The sequence below is a fragment of the Niveispirillum sp. GW835-FHT14G11 genome, from assembly GCF_058793615.1.
Genome location: NZ_JBXAFZ010000009.1, coordinates 60,791 through 81,998 on the forward strand (window position 1 = coordinate 60,791; position 21,208 = coordinate 81,998).

Annotated in this window: 19 protein-coding genes; 11 read left to right on the forward strand and 8 right to left on the reverse strand. The window is 64.2% G+C overall.

Going from position 1 to position 21,208, the window contains the following annotated elements; all coding sequences use genetic code 11:
- Positions 1-13: 13 nt before the first annotated feature.
- Entirely contained in the window at positions 14-1,309 is a 1,296-nt protein-coding gene (gene purB, locus AC1Q7F_RS17335) for an adenylosuccinate lyase (RefSeq protein WP_492509084.1), read from the reverse strand.
- A gap of 439 nt (positions 1,310-1,748) precedes the next feature.
- Here purB and AC1Q7F_RS17340 point away from each other — a divergent pair, with 439 nt between their 5' ends.
- The 4 genes from AC1Q7F_RS17340 (at position 1,749) to AC1Q7F_RS17355 (ending at position 4,636) form a co-directional block, all read left to right on the forward strand.
- Positions 1,749-3,029, forward strand: coding sequence for a porin (locus AC1Q7F_RS17340; RefSeq protein WP_492509086.1), 1,281 nt, complete (start codon positions 1,749-1,751; stop codon positions 3,027-3,029).
- Between the two features lie 313 nt (positions 3,030-3,342).
- Positions 3,343-3,609 (forward strand): hypothetical protein, encoded by a 267-nt coding sequence (locus tag AC1Q7F_RS17345; protein WP_492509088.1) that lies wholly within the window; start codon positions 3,343-3,345, stop codon positions 3,607-3,609.
- A gap of 5 nt (positions 3,610-3,614) precedes the next feature.
- On the forward strand, positions 3,615-3,848 hold the full coding sequence (locus AC1Q7F_RS17350) for a hypothetical protein (protein ID WP_492509090.1): 234 nt from the start codon (positions 3,615-3,617) through the stop codon (positions 3,846-3,848).
- Entirely contained in the window at positions 3,845-4,636 is a 792-nt protein-coding gene (locus AC1Q7F_RS17355; RefSeq protein WP_492509092.1) for a glycerophosphodiester phosphodiesterase family protein, read from the forward strand. The genes AC1Q7F_RS17350 and AC1Q7F_RS17355 overlap by 4 nt, the downstream gene beginning before the upstream one ends.
- A 151-nt stretch (positions 4,637-4,787) precedes the next feature.
- On the opposite strand, the gene AC1Q7F_RS17360 is transcribed toward AC1Q7F_RS17355, so the two are convergent.
- Positions 4,788-5,039 carry a hypothetical protein gene (locus AC1Q7F_RS17360; RefSeq protein WP_492509094.1) on the reverse strand — a complete coding sequence of 84 codons (252 nt, stop codon included), beginning with the start codon at positions 5,037-5,039 and terminating at the stop codon, positions 4,788-4,790.
- Between the two features lie 176 nt (positions 5,040-5,215).
- On the opposite strand from AC1Q7F_RS17360, the gene AC1Q7F_RS17365 reads away from it, so the two are divergent.
- Entirely contained in the window at positions 5,216-6,433 is a 1,218-nt protein-coding gene (locus tag AC1Q7F_RS17365) for an argininosuccinate synthase (protein WP_492509096.1), read from the forward strand.
- Positions 6,434-6,501: 68 nt separating this feature from the next.
- Here AC1Q7F_RS17365 and AC1Q7F_RS17370 read toward each other — a convergent pair whose 3' ends face one another.
- Both AC1Q7F_RS17370 and AC1Q7F_RS17375 read right to left on the reverse strand, forming a co-directional pair.
- Positions 6,502-7,299 carry an arylamine N-acetyltransferase family protein gene (locus AC1Q7F_RS17370; protein WP_492509098.1) on the reverse strand — a complete coding sequence of 266 codons (798 nt, stop codon included), beginning with the start codon at positions 7,297-7,299 and terminating at the stop codon, positions 6,502-6,504.
- A 106-nt stretch (positions 7,300-7,405) separates the two neighbouring features.
- Positions 7,406-7,633, reverse strand: coding sequence for a hypothetical protein (locus AC1Q7F_RS17375; protein WP_492509100.1), 228 nt, complete (start codon positions 7,631-7,633; stop codon positions 7,406-7,408).
- Positions 7,634-8,170: 537 nt separating this feature from the next.
- Between AC1Q7F_RS17375 and dnaK the strand changes: the two genes are divergently transcribed.
- From dnaK to trpS, 4 genes are all read left to right on the forward strand, one after another.
- The gene (gene dnaK / locus AC1Q7F_RS17380; protein WP_492509102.1) at positions 8,171-10,096 is read left to right on the forward strand and encodes a molecular chaperone DnaK; all 1,926 of its coding nucleotides are present in this window, start codon (positions 8,171-8,173) and stop codon (positions 10,094-10,096) included.
- A 236-nt stretch (positions 10,097-10,332) separates the two neighbouring features.
- On the forward strand, positions 10,333-11,475 hold the full coding sequence (gene dnaJ / locus AC1Q7F_RS17385) for a molecular chaperone DnaJ (RefSeq protein WP_492509104.1): 1,143 nt from the start codon (positions 10,333-10,335) through the stop codon (positions 11,473-11,475).
- Positions 11,476-11,554: 79 nt separating this feature from the next.
- Complete coding sequence (murJ, locus tag AC1Q7F_RS17390) at positions 11,555-13,120, forward strand: murein biosynthesis integral membrane protein MurJ (RefSeq protein ID WP_492509106.1); 1,566 nt, start codon at positions 11,555-11,557, stop codon at positions 13,118-13,120.
- Positions 13,121-13,195: 75 nt separating this feature from the next.
- Positions 13,196-14,197, forward strand: coding sequence for a tryptophan--tRNA ligase (gene trpS, locus AC1Q7F_RS17395; RefSeq protein ID WP_492509108.1), 1,002 nt, complete (start codon positions 13,196-13,198; stop codon positions 14,195-14,197).
- A 70-nt stretch (positions 14,198-14,267) separates the two neighbouring features.
- Here trpS and AC1Q7F_RS17400 read toward each other — a convergent pair whose 3' ends face one another.
- The 4 genes from AC1Q7F_RS17400 to AC1Q7F_RS17415 form a co-directional block, all read right to left on the reverse strand.
- Complete coding sequence (locus tag AC1Q7F_RS17400; protein ID WP_492509110.1) at positions 14,268-14,708, reverse strand: DUF29 domain-containing protein; 441 nt, start codon at positions 14,706-14,708, stop codon at positions 14,268-14,270.
- Positions 14,709-14,819: 111 nt separating this feature from the next.
- Positions 14,820-17,678, reverse strand: coding sequence for a [protein-PII] uridylyltransferase (locus AC1Q7F_RS17405; protein WP_492509111.1), 2,859 nt, complete (start codon positions 17,676-17,678; stop codon positions 14,820-14,822).
- A 113-nt stretch (positions 17,679-17,791) separates the two neighbouring features.
- On the reverse strand, positions 17,792-18,334 hold the full coding sequence (locus tag AC1Q7F_RS17410) for a hypothetical protein (protein WP_492509113.1): 543 nt from the start codon (positions 18,332-18,334) through the stop codon (positions 17,792-17,794).
- Positions 18,335-18,508: 174 nt separating this feature from the next.
- Positions 18,509-18,796, reverse strand: a complete 288-nt coding sequence (locus AC1Q7F_RS17415) for a BolA family protein (protein WP_492509115.1) — start codon at positions 18,794-18,796, stop codon at positions 18,509-18,511.
- Between the two features lie 62 nt (positions 18,797-18,858).
- Between AC1Q7F_RS17415 and AC1Q7F_RS17420 the strand changes: the two genes are divergently transcribed.
- Together AC1Q7F_RS17420 and AC1Q7F_RS17425 are read left to right on the forward strand one after the other, a co-directional pair.
- On the forward strand, positions 18,859-19,788 hold the full coding sequence (locus AC1Q7F_RS17420) for a DMT family transporter (protein WP_492509117.1): 930 nt from the start codon (positions 18,859-18,861) through the stop codon (positions 19,786-19,788).
- Positions 19,789-19,896: 108 nt separating this feature from the next.
- Positions 19,897-21,180, forward strand: a complete 1,284-nt coding sequence (locus tag AC1Q7F_RS17425; protein ID WP_492509119.1) for a sugar MFS transporter — start codon at positions 19,897-19,899, stop codon at positions 21,178-21,180.
- Positions 21,181-21,208: the final 28 nt, after the last annotated feature.

Below are 21,208 nucleotides of genomic sequence, written 5' to 3' on the forward strand. Positions count from 1 at the left end.
GTTTCTCAATCGGTTACTCGCCGAATACCCGCTTGAAGATCGTGTCAGCATGCTTGGTGTGGTAGCCCAGATCGAAGGCGTCGTCGATCTGCGCCTCGCCTAGATGCTTCATCACCTCGGCATCCGCCTTCAGCAGGGTGCGGAAATCCTTGCCTTCCAACCAGACCGGCATGGCATTGCGCTGGACCGCGCGATAGGAGTCCTCGCGGCTCATCCCCGCCTGGGTCAGGGCCAGCAGCATGCGTTGGGAATTGTGCAGACCGCCCAGCATGTCCAGGTTCTTCTGCAGGTTTTCCGGATAGACCACCAGCTTGTCGATCATGCCGGTGGCCCGCGCCAGGGCAAAGTCCAGCGTGACGGTGGCGTCGGGGCCGATCATGCGCTCAACGGAAGAATGCGAGATGTCGCGCTCATGCCACAGCGTCACATTCTCCAGCGCCGGGGTGACATAGCCGCGCACGATGCGGGACAGGCCCGACAGGTTTTCCGACAGCACCGGGTTGCGCTTGTGCGGCATGGCGCTGCTGCCCTTTTGGCCGGGCGAGAAATATTCCTCCGCCTCGCGCACTTCAGAGCGCTGCAGGTGGCGGACTTCCGTGGCCAGATTGTCGAGGCTGGCGGCGATGACGCCCAGCGTGGCGAAGAACATGGCGTGGCGGTCGCGCGGGATCACCTGGGTGGAATGCGGCTCCACCGACAGGCCCAGCTTTTCGGCCACATATTCCTCAACGAACGGGTCGATATTGGCGAAGGTGCCGACGGCCCCGGAAATGGCGCAGGTCGCGATCTCGGCGCGGGCGGCCTCCAGGCGCTTCCTGTTGCGGGCGAAAGCCGCGTAATGGCCAGCCAGCTTCACGCCGAAGGTTGTCGGCTCGGCATGGATGCCGTGGCTGCGGCCGATGGTGGGGGTGTATTTATGTTCCAGCGACCGGCGCTTCAACGCATCCAGCAGCTTGTCCAGGTCGGCCAGCAGCAGGTCGGCGGCCTGGGTCAACTGCACGGCTAGGCAGGTGTCCAGCACGTCGGAGCTGGTCATGCCCTGGTGGACGAAGCGTGCCTCCGGCCCGACATGCTCGGCCAGATTGGTCAGGAAGGCGATGACGTCATGCTTGGTCTCGCGCTCGATCTCGTCGATGCGGTCGATTTCCCAGGCGCCGCGTTCCCATACCGCCTTGGCGGCTTCGGCCGGGATCACGCCCAGCTTGGCCTGCGCGTCGCAGGCATGGGCTTCGATCTCGAACCAGATGCGGAACCGGTTCTCCGGGTCCCAGATGCGGGTCATTTCGGGGCGGGAGTAGCGGGGGATCATCGTCGTCGGCCCTGGCGCTGGATGGTGGCGGGAAAGGCGGGGCGGACCATAAGGGCAAGGATGCGGCCTGACCAGTGCCGACCCTTACACGGGTGCCATGCCCAGCATCTGCATCGCGTGCGTTTCAGGGTGCCTGTGGCCGTCATGACACTGGGTGACACGGATATCACCCCCTCGCCAAAGGTCGGGGTTACAGTTTCGTGACATTCACCATCAATCTGCGTCTGTTCTGATGTGCCGGCCAGTATTGGATGCGCCGATCCTATCATCGGCCCAATCATTCACGCTGCATATCATCGATGACACTGTTGCGGATTCAGCACGGGTGGTGAAGTTCCCGATGCCTTCCCTCGCCATGGCTGTGGTCCGTCACATGGTTGACATCCTAATGTAACAAACGAGTGCCCCGTCACGGGGCCGCCCATGGGAGGATTTGCCGATGAAAGTTTCGCCCCGGATCAGTGCTGCCCTGCTGGCGGGTGCCGCCCTGCTGACCATCCAGGCCACTCCGGCCATGGCCCAGCAGGCCCCGGCCAGCGAGGTCGAGGCCCTGCGCGCCCAGGTTCAGGCCCTGATGGCCCGGATCGAAAAGCTGGAAAAGGCACCGGCCGCCGCCCCGGCCCCCGTTGCCGGTGCCGCCGCCGGTGCACCCAACAAGGCGAATACGCCGCTGGTCGCTGCTGACGTCTTCAAGGCTCCGCAGGTGGTGCAGTCCGGCAATGGCAAGGTCAAGCTGACCCTGTCCGGCCAGATCGGTCGCGCTGTTGAATTCGCCGATGACGGCTATGACAGCGACACGATGTTCGTCGACAATGCCCAGGCTTCCACACGCATCCGCGTGGCCGGTCAGGCCAAGCTGGACGATAACTGGACGGCCGGTTCGGACGTCGAGTTCGAAACCAGCTCCGGGTCTTCGCGGGCCACGGGCTTCGGCACCGATGCCGGCGCCTTCTCGGTCAATGAGCGCAAGGCGGAGTTCTGGGTCCAGCATAAGGATTTCGGCCGTATCTGGGTGGGTCAGGGCGACACGGCCACCAATGTGACGTCCGAGGTCGACCTGTCCGGCACCGCGACCCTGGTCAGCCATACCGATGTCGGCTCGGTGTTCGGCGGCGTTCTGTTCCGTAACAAGGCCAATCGTGCGGCGGGCCCCAATATCAATGCCGTTTTCAACAATTTCGACGGTCTGAGCCGTGACGACCGCGTCCGCTACGACACGCCGAGCTTCGGCGGCTTCATGCTGTCCACCAGCTTCATCGAAGGCGGTGCCACCGACTTCGCCGCGCGCTATACGGGCAAGCTGGGTGATACCGAGGTGTCGGGCGCCCTCGGCTATGTCGATAATGACAGCCGCACCGGCTTCGATACCCAGACCAACGGCTCCATCTCCGTGAAGTTCGCCAGCGGCTTCAATGTCACCGCCGCCGCCGGTACCCGCGATATCGGTCCGCGCGACAGCGATTTCTGGTACGGCAAGCTGGGCTATCTCGCCAACGTGACCGGGCTGGGCAACAGCTCGTTCGTGATCGATTATCTGGTTCAGAAGGACCTGGCCATTGCCGGCGGCGACGCCAAGGCCTGGTCGGTGGGCTATGTGCAAACGATCGATGCCTTCTCCACCGACTTCTATATCAGCTATCGCAACCACAGCTACGACACGAACACGATCAGCTACAAGGATATCAACGGCCTGATCTCGGGCGCGCGCTTCCGCTTCTGATTCTGATCAATACAAGCCCTCAGTCGCCGGGCGCCCGCATCCGCGGGCTTGGCTGGGGCGCACGAGCGCCGGGCCGGCCGTCGCCGGCCTCCAAGAGCATGCGCGCAAAACGCATGCCCTTGGCACAAGTCTTTATCAATACCCCTCGCCGCGTCCGGTCGGTCGCGGCCCTGGCCCGGTTTCCGTCTAAGACGAGCGGAAACCGGGCTTTTTGTTTCCGGCATTCCATATTGCCGGGCCGGCATTTCATGCTATGTCCCCCCATATCGGTTTCGGATCACGGATCGCGCGAATGGAAGCGGCGGAGACGGGGATGGGCGGCTGGCAGCTTGCCCTTCTGGTACATGTGTTCTTGACCCTGGCTGCCCTGTGGCCGGCGCGGCGACTGCTGCAAAGGGCGGGTCTGCCCGTTGCATTGACGGGCTGGCTGGCATTGCCCTTGTTCGGCTGGGCCATTTTCACCAGCTTCCTGGCATTCAGGACCTGGCCCAACCTGCCGCCACGCCCGGAAAAGCTGCATCCGCGTGAAAGACTGATGCGGCAGCGCGCGAAAGATGAAGCCGCGAAAGGGGAGGGCTGATACCCATGCCGCGCTATGGCGATTTCGTTGAGCTGCTGCTCTTTCTGCCCGGATGGGCGTCAATGCTGGTATTGGTGTTGACCGTCACCTGGACGGTCTGCATGGCCGGCATCGCAGTGGGAAAGACTGGCCGCAATCCGCTCTGGGCATTGGCTGCCTTCGTTTTCCCACCGCTTTTGACAGTGGGACTCTGGATCGTCGCCCTGTCACGGTGGCCCCGGCTCGACCAGAAGCCATGAGAGTACGGACCGGGGAGCGACATCCCTATCTGGACCATCCCCGACCCATTGCGTTCGCCCATCGCGGCGGCGGGCTGGAGGCGCCGGAGAACAGCATGTCTTCCTTCGCTCATGCGATCGGTCTGGGCTATCGTTACATTGAAACCGATGTGCAGGTGACGGCGGACGGGCAGCTCATCGTTTTCCACGATCCCATGCTGGATGCCTTGACCGATGGGCAGGGCCGGGTGGAGGAGTTGCCCTGGCCGGACGTGGCCCAGGCCCGGGTGGGCGGGCGCGAGCCGATCCCCCAGCTGGACGAGGTGCTGGAGACCTGGCCCGACCTGCGGCTCAACATCGATCCCAAGTCGGACAAGGCGGCGGAAGCTTTGGTCACGACGCTGCGCCGGCACGGGGCGTTGGACCGTGTCTGCGTCGGTTCCTTTTCCGGCAAGCGGCTGACCATGTTGCGCCAGGCGCTGGGTCCGGCCCTCTGTTCATCGGCAGGCCCTTGGGATGTGGCGCTCATCTGGGCCGCGGGTCACGGCGTGCCGCTGCCGGCCCCGCGCGGACCACATTGCCTGCAGGTTCCCGTTTCCCATCGCGGTTTGACCGTGGTGACGCCGGGCATGTTGCGCACTGCCCATGCGCGGGGTCTGCCGGTCCATGTCTGGACGGTGGATGAGGCGGCGGAGATGGAGCGGCTGCTCGATCTGGGCGTGGACGGTATCATCACCGACCGGCCGACCCTGCTGCGCGATGTGATGATGCGCCGGGGGCTATGGTCGACATGGAACGATGATCAGTGAAACCCTGGGTGCCTGCATGAAGTTCATATCTGTGAACAGGGCCAGTTCAGCGCTGAGAATGCGATCCCATGCAGCATCCGCCGATTTATCGGCTCCAGAGGAGCTGAGACAAGTTCATAAGAACGCGTTGAGGCGGCTTCCATCAAGAGGTTCAATCCTGCTCCGGCGGCAGGTGCCGGCTGGTCTCCTCATGCACCGCCTGATCGTGACCGCTGCGGTTGGAGAAAAACACCAGTGCCATCAGCCCGCCGCCCACGACGAGCGAGCCCAGCACGCCCAGCCCCAGCGCGATGAAACCATGCGGACTGATCTCCTGTTCCGGCCCGCCGCCCCCGACCGCGTTCCAGGCCATGACGCCACCGACGCCGGCCGCAAGCAGCAGGCCGATCAGGCAGGTGATCATCAATATCCCACCGCGGCTTAACATTTCCGTTCCCTGTCGATATTCCGACCATATGGGGTTTGCCGCCGCCGCCGCCCAGCCCCCATGCGGATGCGGGTTGCCGGGTCTGGACAGGGCGGGCCGCCCCCGATAACTTCCGTGCCCGGTTCAACCTGTTACCGCAACGGATATTTCCCATGAAGAGCGGCGTGAAGAAAGTCGTGCTGGCCTATTCAGGCGGCCTCGACACCTCGGTGATCCTGAAATGGCTGCAGGAGACCTATGAATGCGAGGTCGTGACCTTCACCGCCGATCTCGGCCAGGGCGAGGAGCTGGAGCCCGCCCGCAAGAAGGCCGAGCTGCTGGGCGTGAAGCCGGAAAACATCTTCATCGACGATCTGCGTGAAGAGTTCGTGCGCGACTTCGTGTTCCCGATGTTCCGCGCCAACACCCTGTATGAGGGCACGTACCTGCTGGGCACGTCGATCGCCCGGCCGCTGATCGCCAAGCGCCAGATCGAGATCGCTAAGCAGGTTGGTGCCGACGCCGTGTCCCATGGCGCCACCGGCAAGGGCAATGATCAGGTCCGGTTCGAACTGGGCTATTACGCCCTGAAGCCCGACGTCACTGTCATCGCGCCCTGGCGTGAATGGGACCTGAACAGCCGCACCCAGCTGCTGGAATTCGCCGAGAAGCACCAGATCCCCATCGCCAAGGACAAGCGCGGCGAGGCGCCCTACAGCACCGACGCCAACCTCCTGCACATCTCCTACGAGGGCAAGGCCCTGGAGGATCCGTGGGTGGAGGCGGACGAGGACATGTATACCCGCACCGTCGCCCCGGAAAAGGCGCCGGACGAGGCCGAATATGTCGAGATCGAATATGAGAAGGGCGACCCGGTCGCCGTGAACGGCGTCAAGCTGACGCCGGCCGCCTTGCTGACCGAGCTGAACCGCCTGGCCGGCAAGCATGGCATCGGCCGCCTGGACTTGGTGGAAAACCGTTTCGTCGGCATGAAGAGCCGCGGTGTGTATGAGACGCCGGGCGGCACGCTGCTGTCCGTTGCCCATCGCGGCATCGAGAGCATCACCCTGGACCGCGAGGCACTGCACCTCAAGGACGAACTGATGCCGCGCTATGCCAAGCTGATCTATAACGGCTTCTGGTTCTCCGCCGAGCGCGAGGCCCTGCAGGCCCTGATCGACAAGACGCAGGAGCGCGTCAACGGCGTGGTCCGGCTGAAGCTGTTCAAGGGTTCCGCCCGCGTCGTCGGCCGCAAGAGCCCCAACAGCCTGTACCGCCTGGATTATGTGACGTTCGAGGCCGACAGCGTCTATAACCAGAAGGACGCCGAAGGCTTCATCAAGCTGAACGCGCTGCGCCTGCGCCTGAACAGCATCGCCAAGGGCCTGTAAACAGCCCCTCAGCGTCGGTGATGGACCGCCCGCGTTCCTCGGACAAGGGGGCGCGGGCGGTTTTGTTTTCAGGGCTCAAGCGGTTTCAGCACCGCACCCGCCGGCAAGTCGATCCCGAACCGTTCCAGCAGCATCCGCCGGAACGTTGCCTCATCACCGATCCGCAGCTCTTCCACCAACTCCCCGTTCAGACGGTGGCGATAGAGGTCGTTCAGCAGTGTGTGCCGTTCCGTCAGCGTGCTGCGCGCCGCCACGCGGTTCTGCACGAAACGCGAGGCGGGGTGGGTGGAGGTGAAATGGTTGCCGAAGACCAGGTCCCATTCCACCACCTCCTCATCTCCGAACCAGTAGAGCCCGAACCAGCCACCGTCGCGCCAGACCGCCAGCTCCCAGCCGGGCGACCAGTCGGAACGGTTCAAACGCCAGCGGTTGCCGGCGTTCTCGTACGTGCCGGCCAGCAGCGGCAATGGTTCGACCAGACAGGAACCGCCGAAGCCGACATCGGCCATGTAGGTCTGCCCATCAATGGGGATCAGCAGCATCAGATGGCTGCGCCCGCCCGGATCGCCGCCCATGCGCACACGCGCCACGCGGCGGTGGACATCGAAGCCGATGGAATTCAGCGCTGCCCGCAGCAGGCTATTCTGTTCAAAGCAATAGCCGCCGCGCCGCGACCCCACCAGTTTGGCAGCCAGATGTTCCATCTCCAGCCTGACCGGCAGGCCCATCTGGATGTCCATGTTCTCGAAGGGGATGGCGCCGACATGGGCGATATGGATGGCGCGCAGCGTGGCCAGATCGGGGGCCACCGGGCCCTCATGGCCGATACGGGCCAGATAGGCAGCAAGATCAAATTGGGCGGACATGGCGGCGGGCCCTGGGCTGGACGAGATGCTTCATCCCTTAACCAAGCCCGGCCGGACCCGCCAGCCGCAAAGCGTCACCATGACATGAGACAATAGACTGGAAAGGTCAGCAGGACCCCACGACCTTGCGCAGGGCCAGATCGCCCGTGCCGATACCGGTCGCGCCCAGGTCGGTCCTGGCCAATTCCCGCGCCCGCAGGGCGTCGCGCTTCCGGCTCGCCCGGGCGGCGTCATCGGCAGCCAGCACGGCCAAGGCCAGGAATTCGGCCAGGTCGCCCATCTGGCTGCGCCGTGCATCCTTCACCAGGCTTTCCAGGCAGCGCTTGATGGCCATCGCCACCTCCGGCGCCGGATCTTCACCAACCATATCGAGATTGCTTATCGTACAGTCCATCGGTCCCACCCCCGTGCGACGGCTGCCGGCTTGTTGAAAAGCCGTTCCCTGCCTTGTGAGGACGATGCTAGCGGCTTTTTGGGGGGAAATATAGACATAAACATATTAATTTTTATTGTTAATAAGTATAAATTGGAAACTCCTCCTTATGGTCAAGAGAACCTGATTGTAGTTGCGCCATCACAACCTAAGAGACGTACCGTTTACTTAAACGTCATATAAACATGTTTACCCCTGGCGAAATTTCGGCAGGGTCTGCACGCCGAGTGATCTTGCCGGTTCGCATTGCCGCGCATGGGCAATGCAGCCTTGCCGATTTTGCCGAAGCGATGACCGCGGCTGGACAGTTGCGCAGTCAATCTAGCCTGCCTATATCTGCTGTGCGCCAGGGTGGTGAGCCGCCCGGGGGATCAACAATGGGGACCTATATCGCGGTGCTTAGGGCCGCGGACGGTCTGCCGAACAAGAGAGGTCGTCATGAGCAAGGTTATCGGTATCGATCTGGGCACCACCAACTCGTGCGTGGCCGTCATGGAAGGCACGCAGGCCAAGGTCATTGAGAATGCCGAAGGTGCCCGCACTACGCCGTCCATGGTCGCCTTCGCCCAGTCGGGTGAACGGCTGACGGGACAGCCCGCAAAGCGCCAGGCCGTCACGAACCCGGACAACACGCTGTTCGCCATCAAGCGCCTGATCGGCCGCCGTTTCGATGATCCGGTGACCAAGAAGGATGCCGCCCTTGTCCCCTACAAGATCGTGTCGGGCGGCAATGGCGATGCCTGGGTCGAGGCCCATGGCGAGAAATACAGCCCCAGTCAGGTCAGCGCCTTCATCCTGCAGAAGATGAAGGAAACGGCGGAGGCGTATCTGGGTGAGAAGGTCACCCAGGCCGTTATCACCGTTCCTGCCTATTTCAATGACAGCCAGCGTCAGGCCACCAAGGATGCCGGCAAGATCGCCGGCCTGGAAGTGCTGCGCATCATCAACGAGCCGACGGCCGCCGCCCTGGCCTATGGCATGGAGAAGAAGGGAACCGGCACGATCGCCGTGTACGATCTGGGCGGCGGTACCTTCGACGTGTCGATCCTGGAAATCGGCGACGGCGTGTTCGAGGTGAAGTCCACGAACGGCGACACCTTCCTGGGTGGTGAGGATTTCGACGGCAAGATCATCGATTACCTGGCCGAGGAATTCCAGAAGGAGCAGGGCATCGACCTGCGCAAGGACCGTCTGGCCCTGCAGCGCCTGAAGGAAGCCGCCGAGAAGGCCAAGATCGAGCTGTCCAGCTCCGTTCAGACGGAAGTCAACCTGCCGTTCATCACGGCCGATGCGTCCGGCCCCAAGCATCTGAACATCAAGCTGACCCGCGCCAAGCTGGAAGCCCTGGTGGAGGATCTGGTCCGCCGTACCGTCGGTCCCTGCCAGTCCGCCCTGAAGGATGCCGGCCTGAAGGCCAGCGAGGTTGACGAGGTGATCCTGGTCGGCGGCATGACCCGCATGCCCAAGATCATCGAGACCGTGAAGCAGATCTTCGGCAAGGAGCCGAACCGCGGCGTGAACCCCGACGAGGTGGTGGCCATCGGTGCGGCCATCCAGGGCGGCGTCCTGAAGGGCGACGTCAAGGATGTGCTGCTGCTGGACGTCACGCCGCTGTCGCTGGGTATCGAGACGCTGGGCGGTGTCTTCACCCGTCTGATCGACCGCAATACGACGATCCCCACCAAGAAGTCCCAGGTCTTCTCCACGGCAGAGGATAACCAGTCCGCCGTGACCATCCGCGTGTTCCAGGGTGAGCGCGAAATGGCCCAGGACAACAAGATGCTGGGTCAGTTTGACCTGATGGGCATTCCGTCCGCCCCTAGAGGCGTGCCGCAGATCGAGGTGACCTTCGACATCGACGCCAACGGCATCGTCAATGTCGGCGCCAAGGACAAGGCCACCGGCAAGGAGCAGGTGATCCGCATCCAGGCGTCGGGCGGCCTGTCGGACAGCGACATCCAGAAGATGGTCAAGGACGCCGAGGAACATGCGGCCGACGACAAGAAGCGCAAGGAACTGGTGGAGGCCAAGAACCACGCTGACGGCCTGATCCATTCCACCGAGCGCACAGTGAAGGAGAACGAGGACAAGATCGCGCCCGCCGACAAGGCCGCCGTGGAAAGCGCCATCGCCGACCTGAAGGCTGCCATGGGTGGCGAGGATCCGGCCGCGATCAAGGCCAAGACCGACGCCCTGGCCCAGGCCAGCATGAAGATCGGTGAGGCCCTGTACAAGGCCGGCCAGGAAGCGGGTGGCACCGACGGTGCCCAGGCCGCCGCCGCTGGCGGCGACGATGATGCGCCGGGTGGTGAGAAAGTCGTGGACGCCGACTTCGAGGAAGTCGACGACCGCAAGAAGAACTGACCCCGTTTGGGCTGGTACTCGTCGGGGTTCGCGATCGCTCACCCCGACCTACGGGTGGTGACCCTTTCGTAGGTCGTGGGTGACATCGCGAACCCCGACAGGCCCGGCCCCGGGAAATCCGGTGCCGGGCCTGTTGCGTGATGGGTACGGCCATGGAATTGTGACGATTGGCTTCAGGTCCGGGGGTCGCGCCGACATTGGGCGACCGGACTGGATGCGAAGGGACAGAGGCCGCGATGTCGAAGCGTGACTATTACGAAGTTCTTGGCGCCCAGAAGACCGCCAGCGCCGACGACCTGAAGAAGGCCTATCGCAAGCTGGCCATGCAATACCACCCGGACCGCAACCAGGGTGACAAGACGGCCGAGCAGAAATTCAAGGAAATCAACGAAGCCTATGACTGCCTGAAGGACGAGCAGAAACGCGCCGCCTATGACCGGTTCGGCCACGCCGCCTTCGAGGGCGGCGGCGGGCGTCCGGGTGCGGGTGCCGCCGGCGGCTTCGATTTCGGCGGCGGCTTCGCCGACATCTTTGACGAGATGTTCGGGGAGTTCATGGGCCGTGGCGGTCGCGGTGGACAGACCAACAACCGCGGCGCCGACCTGCGCTACAACCTGGAAATCAGCCTGGAGGACGCCTTCAAGGGCGCCGCCACCCAGGTGCGCGTGCCGACCAGCGTGATGTGCGACCCCTGCGGCGGGTCGGGGGCGGAGACGGGCAGCAGCCCCACCACCTGCACCACCTGCAACGGTGCCGGCAAGGTGCGGGCCCAGCAGGGCTTCTTCACCATCGAACGCACCTGCCCCACCTGCAACGGCGCCGGCCGCGTCATCAAGGACCCGTGCCGCCATTGTGGTGGACAGGGAAGGGTGCGCAAGGAGAAGACGTTGCAGGTCTCCATCCCGCCCGGTGTGGAGGATGGCACCCGCATCCGTCTGGCCGGGGAGGGGGAAGCGGGTTTGCGCGGCGGGACGCCGGGCGATCTCTATATCTTTCTGTCCATCGGCGCCCACCGCTTCTTCCAGCGCGACGGGGCCAACCTGCATTGCCGCGTGCCCATCCCCATGACGACGGCGGCCTTGGGCGGGTCCATCGAGGTACCGTCCATCGATGGCAGCCGCGCCAAGGTGAACGTGCCCGCCGGCACCCAGACGGGCCACCAGTTCCGCCTGAAGGGCAAGGGCATGAGCGTGCTGCGCAGCCCGGCGCGGGGCGACCTCTATATCAACGTCATGGTCGAAACACCGGTCAACCTGACCAAGAAGCAGCAGGAGCTGCTGAAGGAGTTCGAGAAGGAAGCGGCCGAAAACGGCCACAATCCCGAGTCGGAAGGCTTCTTCGCCAAGGTGAAGGAATTCTTCGCGGACTTGAAGGATTGATTGCCTTCTTCCGTCCTACATCCTTTCCCGTCATCCCGGTTTTCGCCGGGATGACGGAAGAGCGGGTTTCGGATTTCTCATGAGCTTCGCCCGCGCCATCGCCACCGTCGGCGGCATCACCATGATCAGCCGCGTGTTGGGCTTTGTGCGCGATATGCTGCAGGCCCGGTTCCTGGGCGCCGGCATGGAGGCGGATGCCTTCTTCGTGGCCTTCCGCTTGCCCAACCTGTTCCGCTCCCTGTTTGCCGAGGGCGCCTTCACGGCGGCCTTCCTGCCTTTGTTCAGCGGCACGCTGCAGAAGGACGGCAAGGACGGCGCCATCGGGCTGGCGGAAGAGGCCTTGTCCTTCATGGTCGCCATCTTGATGGTTTTCTCAATCATCATGGCGGTTTGCATGCCCTGGGTGGTGGCCGTGCTGGCCACGGGCTTTCATGATGATCCGGCGCAATTCAAGCTCGCTATCGCTCTTTCCCATATCACCTTCCCCTATCTGGCGCTGATTTCCATCACCGCTTTGTTTGGCTCTATCCTCAATGCGGTGGGCCGGTTCGGGCCGTTCGCGGCCGCACCGGTGCTGCTGAACATCGTGCAGATCACCGGGCTGCTGCTGTCGGGACCGCTGGGCGTGGGGCCGCATTGGATGCTGGCCTATGGCGTGCCGGTGGCAGGTCTGGCGCAGATGCTGTGGATGATCGTCGCGGCCAAGCGGGCGGGCATGGGCTTGTCCCTGCGCCGCCCGCGCCTGACGCCGCGCGTGAAAAAGCTATTCGCGCTGCTGGCACCCGGCATCCTGGGGGCCGGCGTCTATCAGTTCAACCTGCTGGTGGGCACCAACCTGGCCTCCTGGCTGCCCACGGGATCGGTCTCCTGGTTGCAATATGCCGACCGGTTGAACCAGTTGCCCATGTCGGTCATTGGCGTCGCGGTGGGCACGGCCTTGCTGCCGCTGCTGTCGCGGCAGATGGCGGCGGGCGACCTGGACGGGGTGAAGGCCAGCATCTCACGCGGTCTGGAGTTTGCGGCCTTGTTCGGTCTGCCGGCCACGGTGGCGCTGATGACCATTCCGGGCCCGCTGGTGCATGTGCTGTTCAAGGGCGGTGCCTTCACGGCCGCCGATGCGACCGCGACGGCGGCGGCGCTGCAGGCCTTCGCCATCGGCATCCCGGCCTTCATCGTGGCGAAGATCCTGTCCTCGGCCTATTTCGCCAGGCAGGACACGAAGGGGCCGGTGCGCATCGCCGTCGTGGTGCTGATCGGCAATGTCCTGGTGTCGCTGGCCCTGATCGGACCGCTGGGCCATGTCGGGCTGGCCCTGGCGCCCGGTTTGACGGCCTGGCTCAATGTCGTTCTGCTGGCCATCGGTCTGCGCCGCCGGGGGCTGCTGTCGTTTGATGCGCGGTTGAAGGGCCGGCTCTGGCGCATGGGGCTGGCGGCGATCGGCCTGGGTGGGGCGGGCATCGGCCTCACGGAACTGCTGGCCCGTTGGCTGTTCGTGGGCACCATCCTGCAGCGCAGCGGTGCCCTGGCCCTGGTCATTCTGGGCGCGTCGGTCACCTATTTCGCGCTCTGCTTCCTGCTGGGAGCAACGCGGATTGCGGAGATCAAAGGGCTGCTGCGCCGGGGCAAAACCACGCCGCCGGCTTGACCTTGGATCGGCCGGCGCGCGATACAGGCAGCCCGGCATTTCGCCTTCCACAAGCGACCGATCGAGACCCATAGTATGAGCCTTATCTTTTCCGGCATGCAGCCGACCCGCCAGCTCCACCTCGGCAACTATCTCGGCGCGCTGAAGAACTGGGTGAAGCTGCAGAACGAGATGGACGCGATCTTCTGCGTCGTCGATCTGCACGCCATGACCATCGAGCATGATCCGGAGACCCTGCGCTCCAACATCCGCGAAGTGGCCGCCGCCTATATCGCCGCCGGCATCGACCCGGAAAAGCACATCCTGTTCAACCAGTCGGCCGTTTCCGGCCATGCCGAGCTGAACTGGATTCTGGCCTGCCACACGCCGCTGGGCTGGCTGAACCGCATGACACAGTTCAAGGAAAAGGCGGGCAAACAGAAGGACAATGCCGTCCTGGGGCTTTACGCCTATCCCGTGCTGATGGCCGCCGACATCCTGCTCTACAAGGCCACGCATGTGCCGGTGGGCGAGGATCAGAAGCAGCATTTGGAATTGGCCCGCGACATTGCCGGCGCCTTCAACCGCTATTACAAGTCGGAAGATTTCTTCCCCCTGCCGGAACCGCAGATCCTGGGCGAGGCGACGCGCGTCATGAGCCTGCGCGACGGTACCAAGAAAATGTCGAAGTCGGACGAGAGCGAGTATAGCCGCATCAACCTGACCGATGATGCCGATACCATCGCCCTGAAGATCCGCAAGGCCAAGACCGATCCGCTGGACCTTCCCTATAATGTGGAAGAGCTGGAGGCGCGGCCGGAGGCCAGCAACCTGGTCACCATCTATGCGTCGCTGTCCGACACCAACCGCGCCGGGGTGCTGGCGCAGTTCGGAGGGCAGCAGTTCAGCGCCTTCAAGTCTGCCTTGGCCGACCTGTCGGTGGCCAAGCTGGCCCCCATCGCCGGCGAGATGAATCGCCTGCTGTCCGACAAGGCGGAACTGGACCGGCTGCTGAAGAGGGGTGCCGACCGCGCTAACGAGAAAGCGGCGCTGACGGTGAATGAGGTCAAGGATCTGGTGGGTCTGGTGCGGTTCTGAGGCGGCGTACCAGAGCCTTACCATTCCGGCGATGCACGGTTGAACGGAAAGGTTTCAACCGGGCATCGCTTCAATCCTGGTCCGGCCAGAAAGCCGCGTCGATGATCTGGTCAAAGGACCAGGGGCATTCATCCGGAAAAGTCGCTTCCGGAAGGCCGGTTTCGTCGGCGGCCTGGATCAAGGCGGTGGTATAGGCGTCCGCGACGGCTTCAGGGGTCTTGGATTTCAGACTTGGATTGTCCTTGAGGTGGCGGGACAGGTCCAGACGGTGAACGCGAATGGTGGTGCGCCAGGAATTGCCGCGCCGCACGGGCTGGAACTGCCATTTCAGCAGATGCAGGAGAAGGACCGTCAGGCGACTGACCAATTCGCGCTTTTCGGTCTTGCCCATGCTCTCGATTTCCTCGGCAATGTTCTCGATGTCAGCGGCGGATAGCTTGCCGGCACGCAGCAACGCCGCCTGTTCGTTGGCCCAGGCGTAGAAATCGGTTTCGTAGAGATTTCCGCTCATGGCGTATCAACCTCCATCAGTGAAACTGAGGCGATCATAGCATGGCGGCCGAAGAATCCCCAAATATGGCAATAATCAGCCAGGAAAGGGCCTGAATGACCGACATCGGGGTCACGCCGCCTTCTTCTTCGGCTTGGCCACCTTGGCCGGTTCCGGCTCGCCTTCCGGTTCCCCCAGGGCGGTCAGCAAGGCCGCGCGGATTTCGGCCAGCTTGCGTTCATGCGTGACCTTCAGGCCGAACACGTCCTTCACATAGAACACGTCGATGGCGACATTGCCGTAGGTGGAGATCTTGGCCGATGCGATCTGCAGGTTGGCCTGGGTCAGGGTGCGGGTCAGCAGGTAAAGCAAGCCCGGCCGGTCGCGGCCATTGACCTCGATCACGGTGTGATTGCCGGTCACGGTATTGTCCACCAGTACGCGCGGCGCCACCTTGAAGGCACGGGACCGCGCCGTCTGCGGCGGGCGGCGGCGGGCCAGTTCGTCGGCCAGGCGCAATTCACCGGCCAGCACCTTGTCCACCATCACCGACAGCCGCGCCAGTTTGTCCCCGCTGTCGAAGGACCCGCCGCCGGCCGCCTGCACCGTGAACACGTCCAGCGCCATGCCATTGGTCATAGTGAAGATGCGGGCATCCATGATGTCCGCCCCCGCCAGGGCCAGGGCGCCGGCCAGACGGGAGAACAGGCCCGGATGGTCGGCGGTATAGACCGTCACCTCGGTGATGGTCCGGCCGCGGTCGACGCGGGTATCCAGCGTCAGGGGCGCATGCGTGCGTTCGGCTTCCCGGATCAGGCGGGCATGATGGGCCAGCGTCTGGGTATTCAGCGACAGCCAGTAGCCGGGATAGGCCCGCGCCAGATGCGCATCCACATCGGCGGCCGGCCAGTCGGCCAGTTGCGCGCGCAGGGCGGTTTGTGCCGCCGCCACCCTGCTGTCGCGGCCTTCGGTGCCGACCACGCCGGACATCCGCTCCTCGCTGCGGCGATAGAGCTGGCGCAGCAGCGTGGCCTTCCAGCCGTTCCAGCGACCCGGACCCACGGCGCGGATATCCGCCACCGTCAGGCAGAGCAGCAGCTTCAGCCTCTCGGGCGACTGCACCAGATCGACAAACTTGCTGATCGTGTTCTCGTCATCCAGGTCGCGCTTGAAGGCAGTGTCGGACATGGCCAGATGCCAGCGCACCAGCCAGACGACGGTTTCCGTCTCCTCCTCGCTCATGCCCAGGCGGGGGCACAGCTTCTCCGCCACCTTGGCGCCCAGGATGGAATGGTCGCCGCCGCGGCCCTTGGCGATGTCATGCACCAGCATGGCGACGTAAAGCGCGCGGCGGGAATTGACGGTGTGGATGATTTCGGATGCCAGCGGCACCTCATCGGTCAGGGCACCCTTCTCCACCTGATGCAGGATGCCGACGGCGAACAGCGTATGCTCGTCCACCGTGAAATAATGGTACATGTCGAACTGCATCATGCCGACGATGCGGCCGAAATCCGGCACGAACCGGCCCAGCACACCCGCCTCGTTCATGCGGCGCAGCGCCAGTTCCGGATCCTTGCGGCTGGACAGGATGTCCAGGAACAGGCGGTTGGCATCCGCATCCTCGCGCAGCTTGGGCCCGATGCTGGACAAGGCGCGGGTGATGGCGCGCAGCGCGTTGGGATGGATGTCCAGGTCGTTTTCCTGCGCCACATGGAACAGGCGGATCATGTCGATGGGCTGATCCTTGAAATGCCGTTCCGACTTCACGTTCAGACGGCCGGCATCCAGGGTGAAGCCGTTGAAATCGGCCCCGCGCGCGAAGCGGCGACGCAGGAAGGCGAAGCGCGGCGCCCGCTTGCTTTCCTGCTCCAATGCCGCACAGAAGATGCGGGTCAGGTCGCCCACATCCTTGGCGATCATGAAGTAATGCTTCATGAAACGTTCGACGGCGTTCTTGCCGGCATGCTCGGTATAGCCAAGCCGGCGTGCCATCTCCATCTGCACATCGAAGGTCAGGCGGTCTTCCTGGCGGCCGGTCAGGTAATGCAGCTGGCAGCGGGCCGCCCACAGGAAACTCTCGGCCTTGGCGAAGCGCTGCGCTTCCTCCGGCGTCAGCACGCCCTTGGCCACCAGCCCCTCCACCTCGTCCACCTGATAGGCGTACTTGGCGATCCAGAACAGGGTCTGCAGGTCACGAAGCCCGCCCTTGCCCTCCTTGATGTTGGGTTCCAGCATGTATCGGCTGTCGCCGATCTTGCGGTGGCGCTCGTTGCGCTCCCCCATCTTGGCTTCGATGAAGGCGGTGACGCTGCCGCCCGCCGCCGCCACATCCTTGGTGAAGCGCCGGCGCAGCTCGTCGAACAGCACCTTCTCGCCCCACAGGAAGCGGGCCTCCAGCAGGCTGGTGCGGATGGTCATGTCCTCAAGGCTCAGGCGGATGCATTCATCCACCGAGCGCACGGCATGCCCGACCTTCCAGCCCAGGTCCCAAAGCAGGTAGAGCATGTACTCCACCACCTGCTCCACCCTGGGCGTGCGCTTGTAAGGCAGCAGGAACAGCAGGTCGACGTCGGACGATGGCGCCATCTCGGCGCGGCCATAACCGCCGATGGCGGCCACGGCCAGCCGTTCGCCCTTGGTCAGTTCCGCCGTGGGATAGACATGGTCCAGGGTGAAATCGGCCAGGGACTGGACGATGCTGTCGGTCAGGCGTGCGGTCTGGTGCACGCAATCATCGCCGCGATGCGAGGCCTCGAACCGCACGCGGATGGCGGCGCGCCCTTCGGCCAGCACCTGCTTCAGCAGGGCCAGCAGGGGCCCGCGCAGCTTTTCGATGCTGCCATCATGGGCTTCCACCAGGGCGTTCAGCCGCTTGGTGATGGTGGTGCGGCCGGGAATGGGGGGCTGGCGCCCTCCCTCCGGTCGGCGCGATGCGCCTTCGGCTGGGGTGCTGGTGCGGGGGGTGATGGTAGGAATGGTATCTGGCATCGCGCGGGTTCCGGGACTGTCCCTGCGCGACAGTATGGCACGAAACATCCCTCCAGGCTTGGGCCTTCCGTATATGAACAGCCCCATTCACACCCTCCCTGGGTTGAATTTCGTCAAGGCTGCCGTGCAACACGCCGCACGGCAGCCTTCATCAGGCGCTTGGCATTCTCGTTCGTGGCCCGGTGATAGGGGGCAAGGCCGCGCCCGCCCAGGCGCGTCGCTTCCAGTGCCATGCGGCCGCAGGCGATCTCCGCCGCGTTCAGGCTGGTCTCCACATAGTCGCTGGCGGCACCGCCATAGCGGATGGGGTCGGGTGGTGCCGCCATCTCCAGGGTCGCACGCGCGGTGGCGGTGATCTGCTGCGCCAGCCATTCGAACCAGACATCCGACAGGGCCCACAGGCCCGATGCCAGCGCGCGCTGAGTCTCCAGGGCGGCGTCGAGCTTTTCCCAGATCATGCGGGTGAATTCAGGGTCGTGCAGCTGGGCCGGATCGGCGCCGGCGGCTCCCAGACGCATGGTGCGCAGCCAGATGGTTTGCTGCGCCGCCCACAAGGTCTCGGCCAGGACCAGGGCGGTGGTCGAAATTTCCGCGCCCACTTCCGCACCGCGTGCGGCCAGGGGTGTTGCCGAGGATTTCTGGGCCTGCCGCTTCATCATCCGTCCCCCATGCTGCGCGGGAGGGTGGTTCCCGCCAGAACAGGGTACAGAGTGTCATGCTGCGCCGCAACATACCCTGCGACGGACGGTCGCTGGTCTGCCATGGGAACAAGGGTGCGGCAAATCCATCACGGGGGACGAAGGGACGTCGAGATACGCCAACACGCCCCCCTACATCGCCTCACCGGCCTCCTCCGGCGTCAGGGCCTGGACCGACAGCGCATGCACACGCTCCTCCAACTCCGCCGACACGGCGGCGTAAACCAGGCGCTGACGTGCGACGCGGCCCATTCCCTGGAACGTCTGCGACACGATGATGACATCGAAATGCGTCTCACCGCCCGGCTGGTCGGCCCCCGCATGGCCGGCATGCCGTTGCGAGACATCCTTGATGGTCAGGGCCCGCGGGTTTAGAGCCTCTGTCAGCTTGTCCCGCATGCGGGTCGCATAGATCGCCATGATGATGTTTCCGGGCCTTGTCCAGCCTTGGGTTAAGCATGGCTAACAGGTAGTGGATCATCATGCCGGATACCAGCCCGCCGATGCCGGCGGCGAAGAAGACCAGCCATATCGTGACGGCACCCATGGCGCTGACCCTGCTGGTGCTGGTCATTCTGCTGTGGGGCGTGAACTGGCCGGTGATGAAGCAGGTGGTGGGCCATATGCCGCCCATCAGCTTCGTCGCCTCGCGCCTGATCCTGGGCGCGGTCTCTCTTTTGATCTTCACGGCTGCCACGCGGCAACTGCGCCTGCCGTCGCGTGCCGATCTGCCGGTGATCCTGTCGGTGGGCTGCCTCCAGATGGGCGCCTTCATGCTGATGATCACCATCGCGGTCCAGCATGTGCCGGCCGGCCGTGCCGGCATCCTGGCCTATACGACCCCGCTCTGGGTCGTGCCCCTGGCCCTGTTGTTCCTGCGGGAAAAGGTGGGCTGGGCCAAGGCCGGGGGGCTGCTGGTCGGGCTGGCCGGGGTGGGGGTTTTGTTCAACCCTGCCGCCTTCGACTGGACGCAAGCCCCCGTAATGCTGGGCAATGGCTTGCTGATGCTGGCGGCGCTGATCTGGGCCTGCAACATCGTGCATGTGCGCCGGCATCGCTGGGTCGGCACGCCGTTGCAGCTGGCGCCGTGGCAGATGCTGCTGGCCGCCCTGATCGTCACCATGGCGGCACTGGTGACCGAGGATCAGAGCCAGATCGACTGGTCGGGGCAGCTGGTCGTACTGCTGATCTATAACGGCCCCATCGCCACGGCCTTCGGCTTTTGGGCCATGGTTACCGTCAACCGCGCCCTGCCGGCCATCACCACCTCGCTGGCCATGCTAGGCGTGCCGGTGGTGGGGCTGGTGTCATCCGCCCTCTGGCTGCATGAGCCGCTGACCGTCACCAACCTGGCCGGCCTGGGCCTGATCGGTGGCGGGCTGGTGCTGGTGGTCTTGTCGGAACGGCGTTAGGGCGGGCTTATCCTCTTGCCGGGGGACGCTTATTATCATACAAATCCTTCCCATAAATATGACTAATGCGCCGGGGCTTCATCGGCGCGTCGGGGAAGGATCAACACCGTGTCAGCACCCGTCGGCGCGTCCGCCGCCACTCAGAACGCCCAGTCCGGGGGCGGTTCCTACCGGCCCGCCCTTACGCTGCTGGCCAGCCTCTTCTTCATGTGGGGCTTCATCACGGTCATCAACAACACGCTGTTGCCGCATCTGCGCAGTGTGTTCGACCTGGATTATACGCAGACGACGCTGATCGAGTCGGTCTGGTTCATCGCCTATTTCTTCGCCTCCATCCCGTCGGCCAAGCTGATCGAGCGGGTGGGGTATCAAAAGGCGCTGGTGATCGGTCTGGTGATCATGGCGGTGGGGGCGCTGGGCATGATCCCGGCCGCACGCATGCCATCCTATGGCGTCACGCTGGTGGCCCTGTTCGTGATCGCGTCGGGCATCACCTTGCTGCAGGTGGCGGCCAATCCTTACGTCGCCGTCATCGGCCCGTCCGACAGTGCATCATCGCGCCTGAACCTGGTGCAGGCCTTCAATTCGGTGGGCACGACCCTGGCGCCGCTGTTCGGCGGCTACCTGATCCTGGGCCGCACCATGTCGGGCACGGCGGAGGCTGGGACGGTCCTGACCCAGGCCGAACGCCTGGCCGATGCGCAGTCGGTGCAGCTGCCTTATCTGATCGTGGCGGGCGTGCTGCTGCTGCTGGCCATCGTTATCGCTCGGTTCCCGCTGCCCGCCATGGGGCAGCACACGGCCCGCGCCGATCGCGAGGCGCGGGCCGGCTTGTCGCTGTGGAAGCATCGCAACCTGGTGTTCGGCATCCCGGCCATCTTCATCTACCTGATCGCCGAGATCGGGGTGGCCAACCTGTTTATCAATTTCGTCTCCCAGCCGGAGATCGGCAACACCACGCACCAGGAGGCGTCGAACTATCTGTTCCTGCTGTGGGGCGGGATGATGGTCGGCCGCTTCGCCGGCAGCTTCCTGATGCGTTCCATCCCGGCCGAAACGGTGCTGGCCTGGTTCTCCGTCGGCGCCTTCGTTGTCATGCTGGTGACGGTCTTCGCCAGTGGTCCGACGGCCATGTGGGCGCTGATCCTGGTGGGCCTGTTCCATTCCATCATGTTCCCGACCATCTTCACCCTGGGCATCCGCGGCCTGGGACCGCTGACGGAGGAAGGGTCGGGCCTGCTGATCATGGCCATTGCCGGCGGTGCCTTGGTGGTTGTCCATGGCTGGCTGGCCGACATCTACGGCCTGCAGCTTTCCTTCCTGCTGACCGCCGCGTGCGAGCTGTATGTACTGTTCTATGCCCTCTGGGGCGCCAAAACGCCGGATAAGTAACCGGGAACCTTTGCGTCAAGACCGGTCC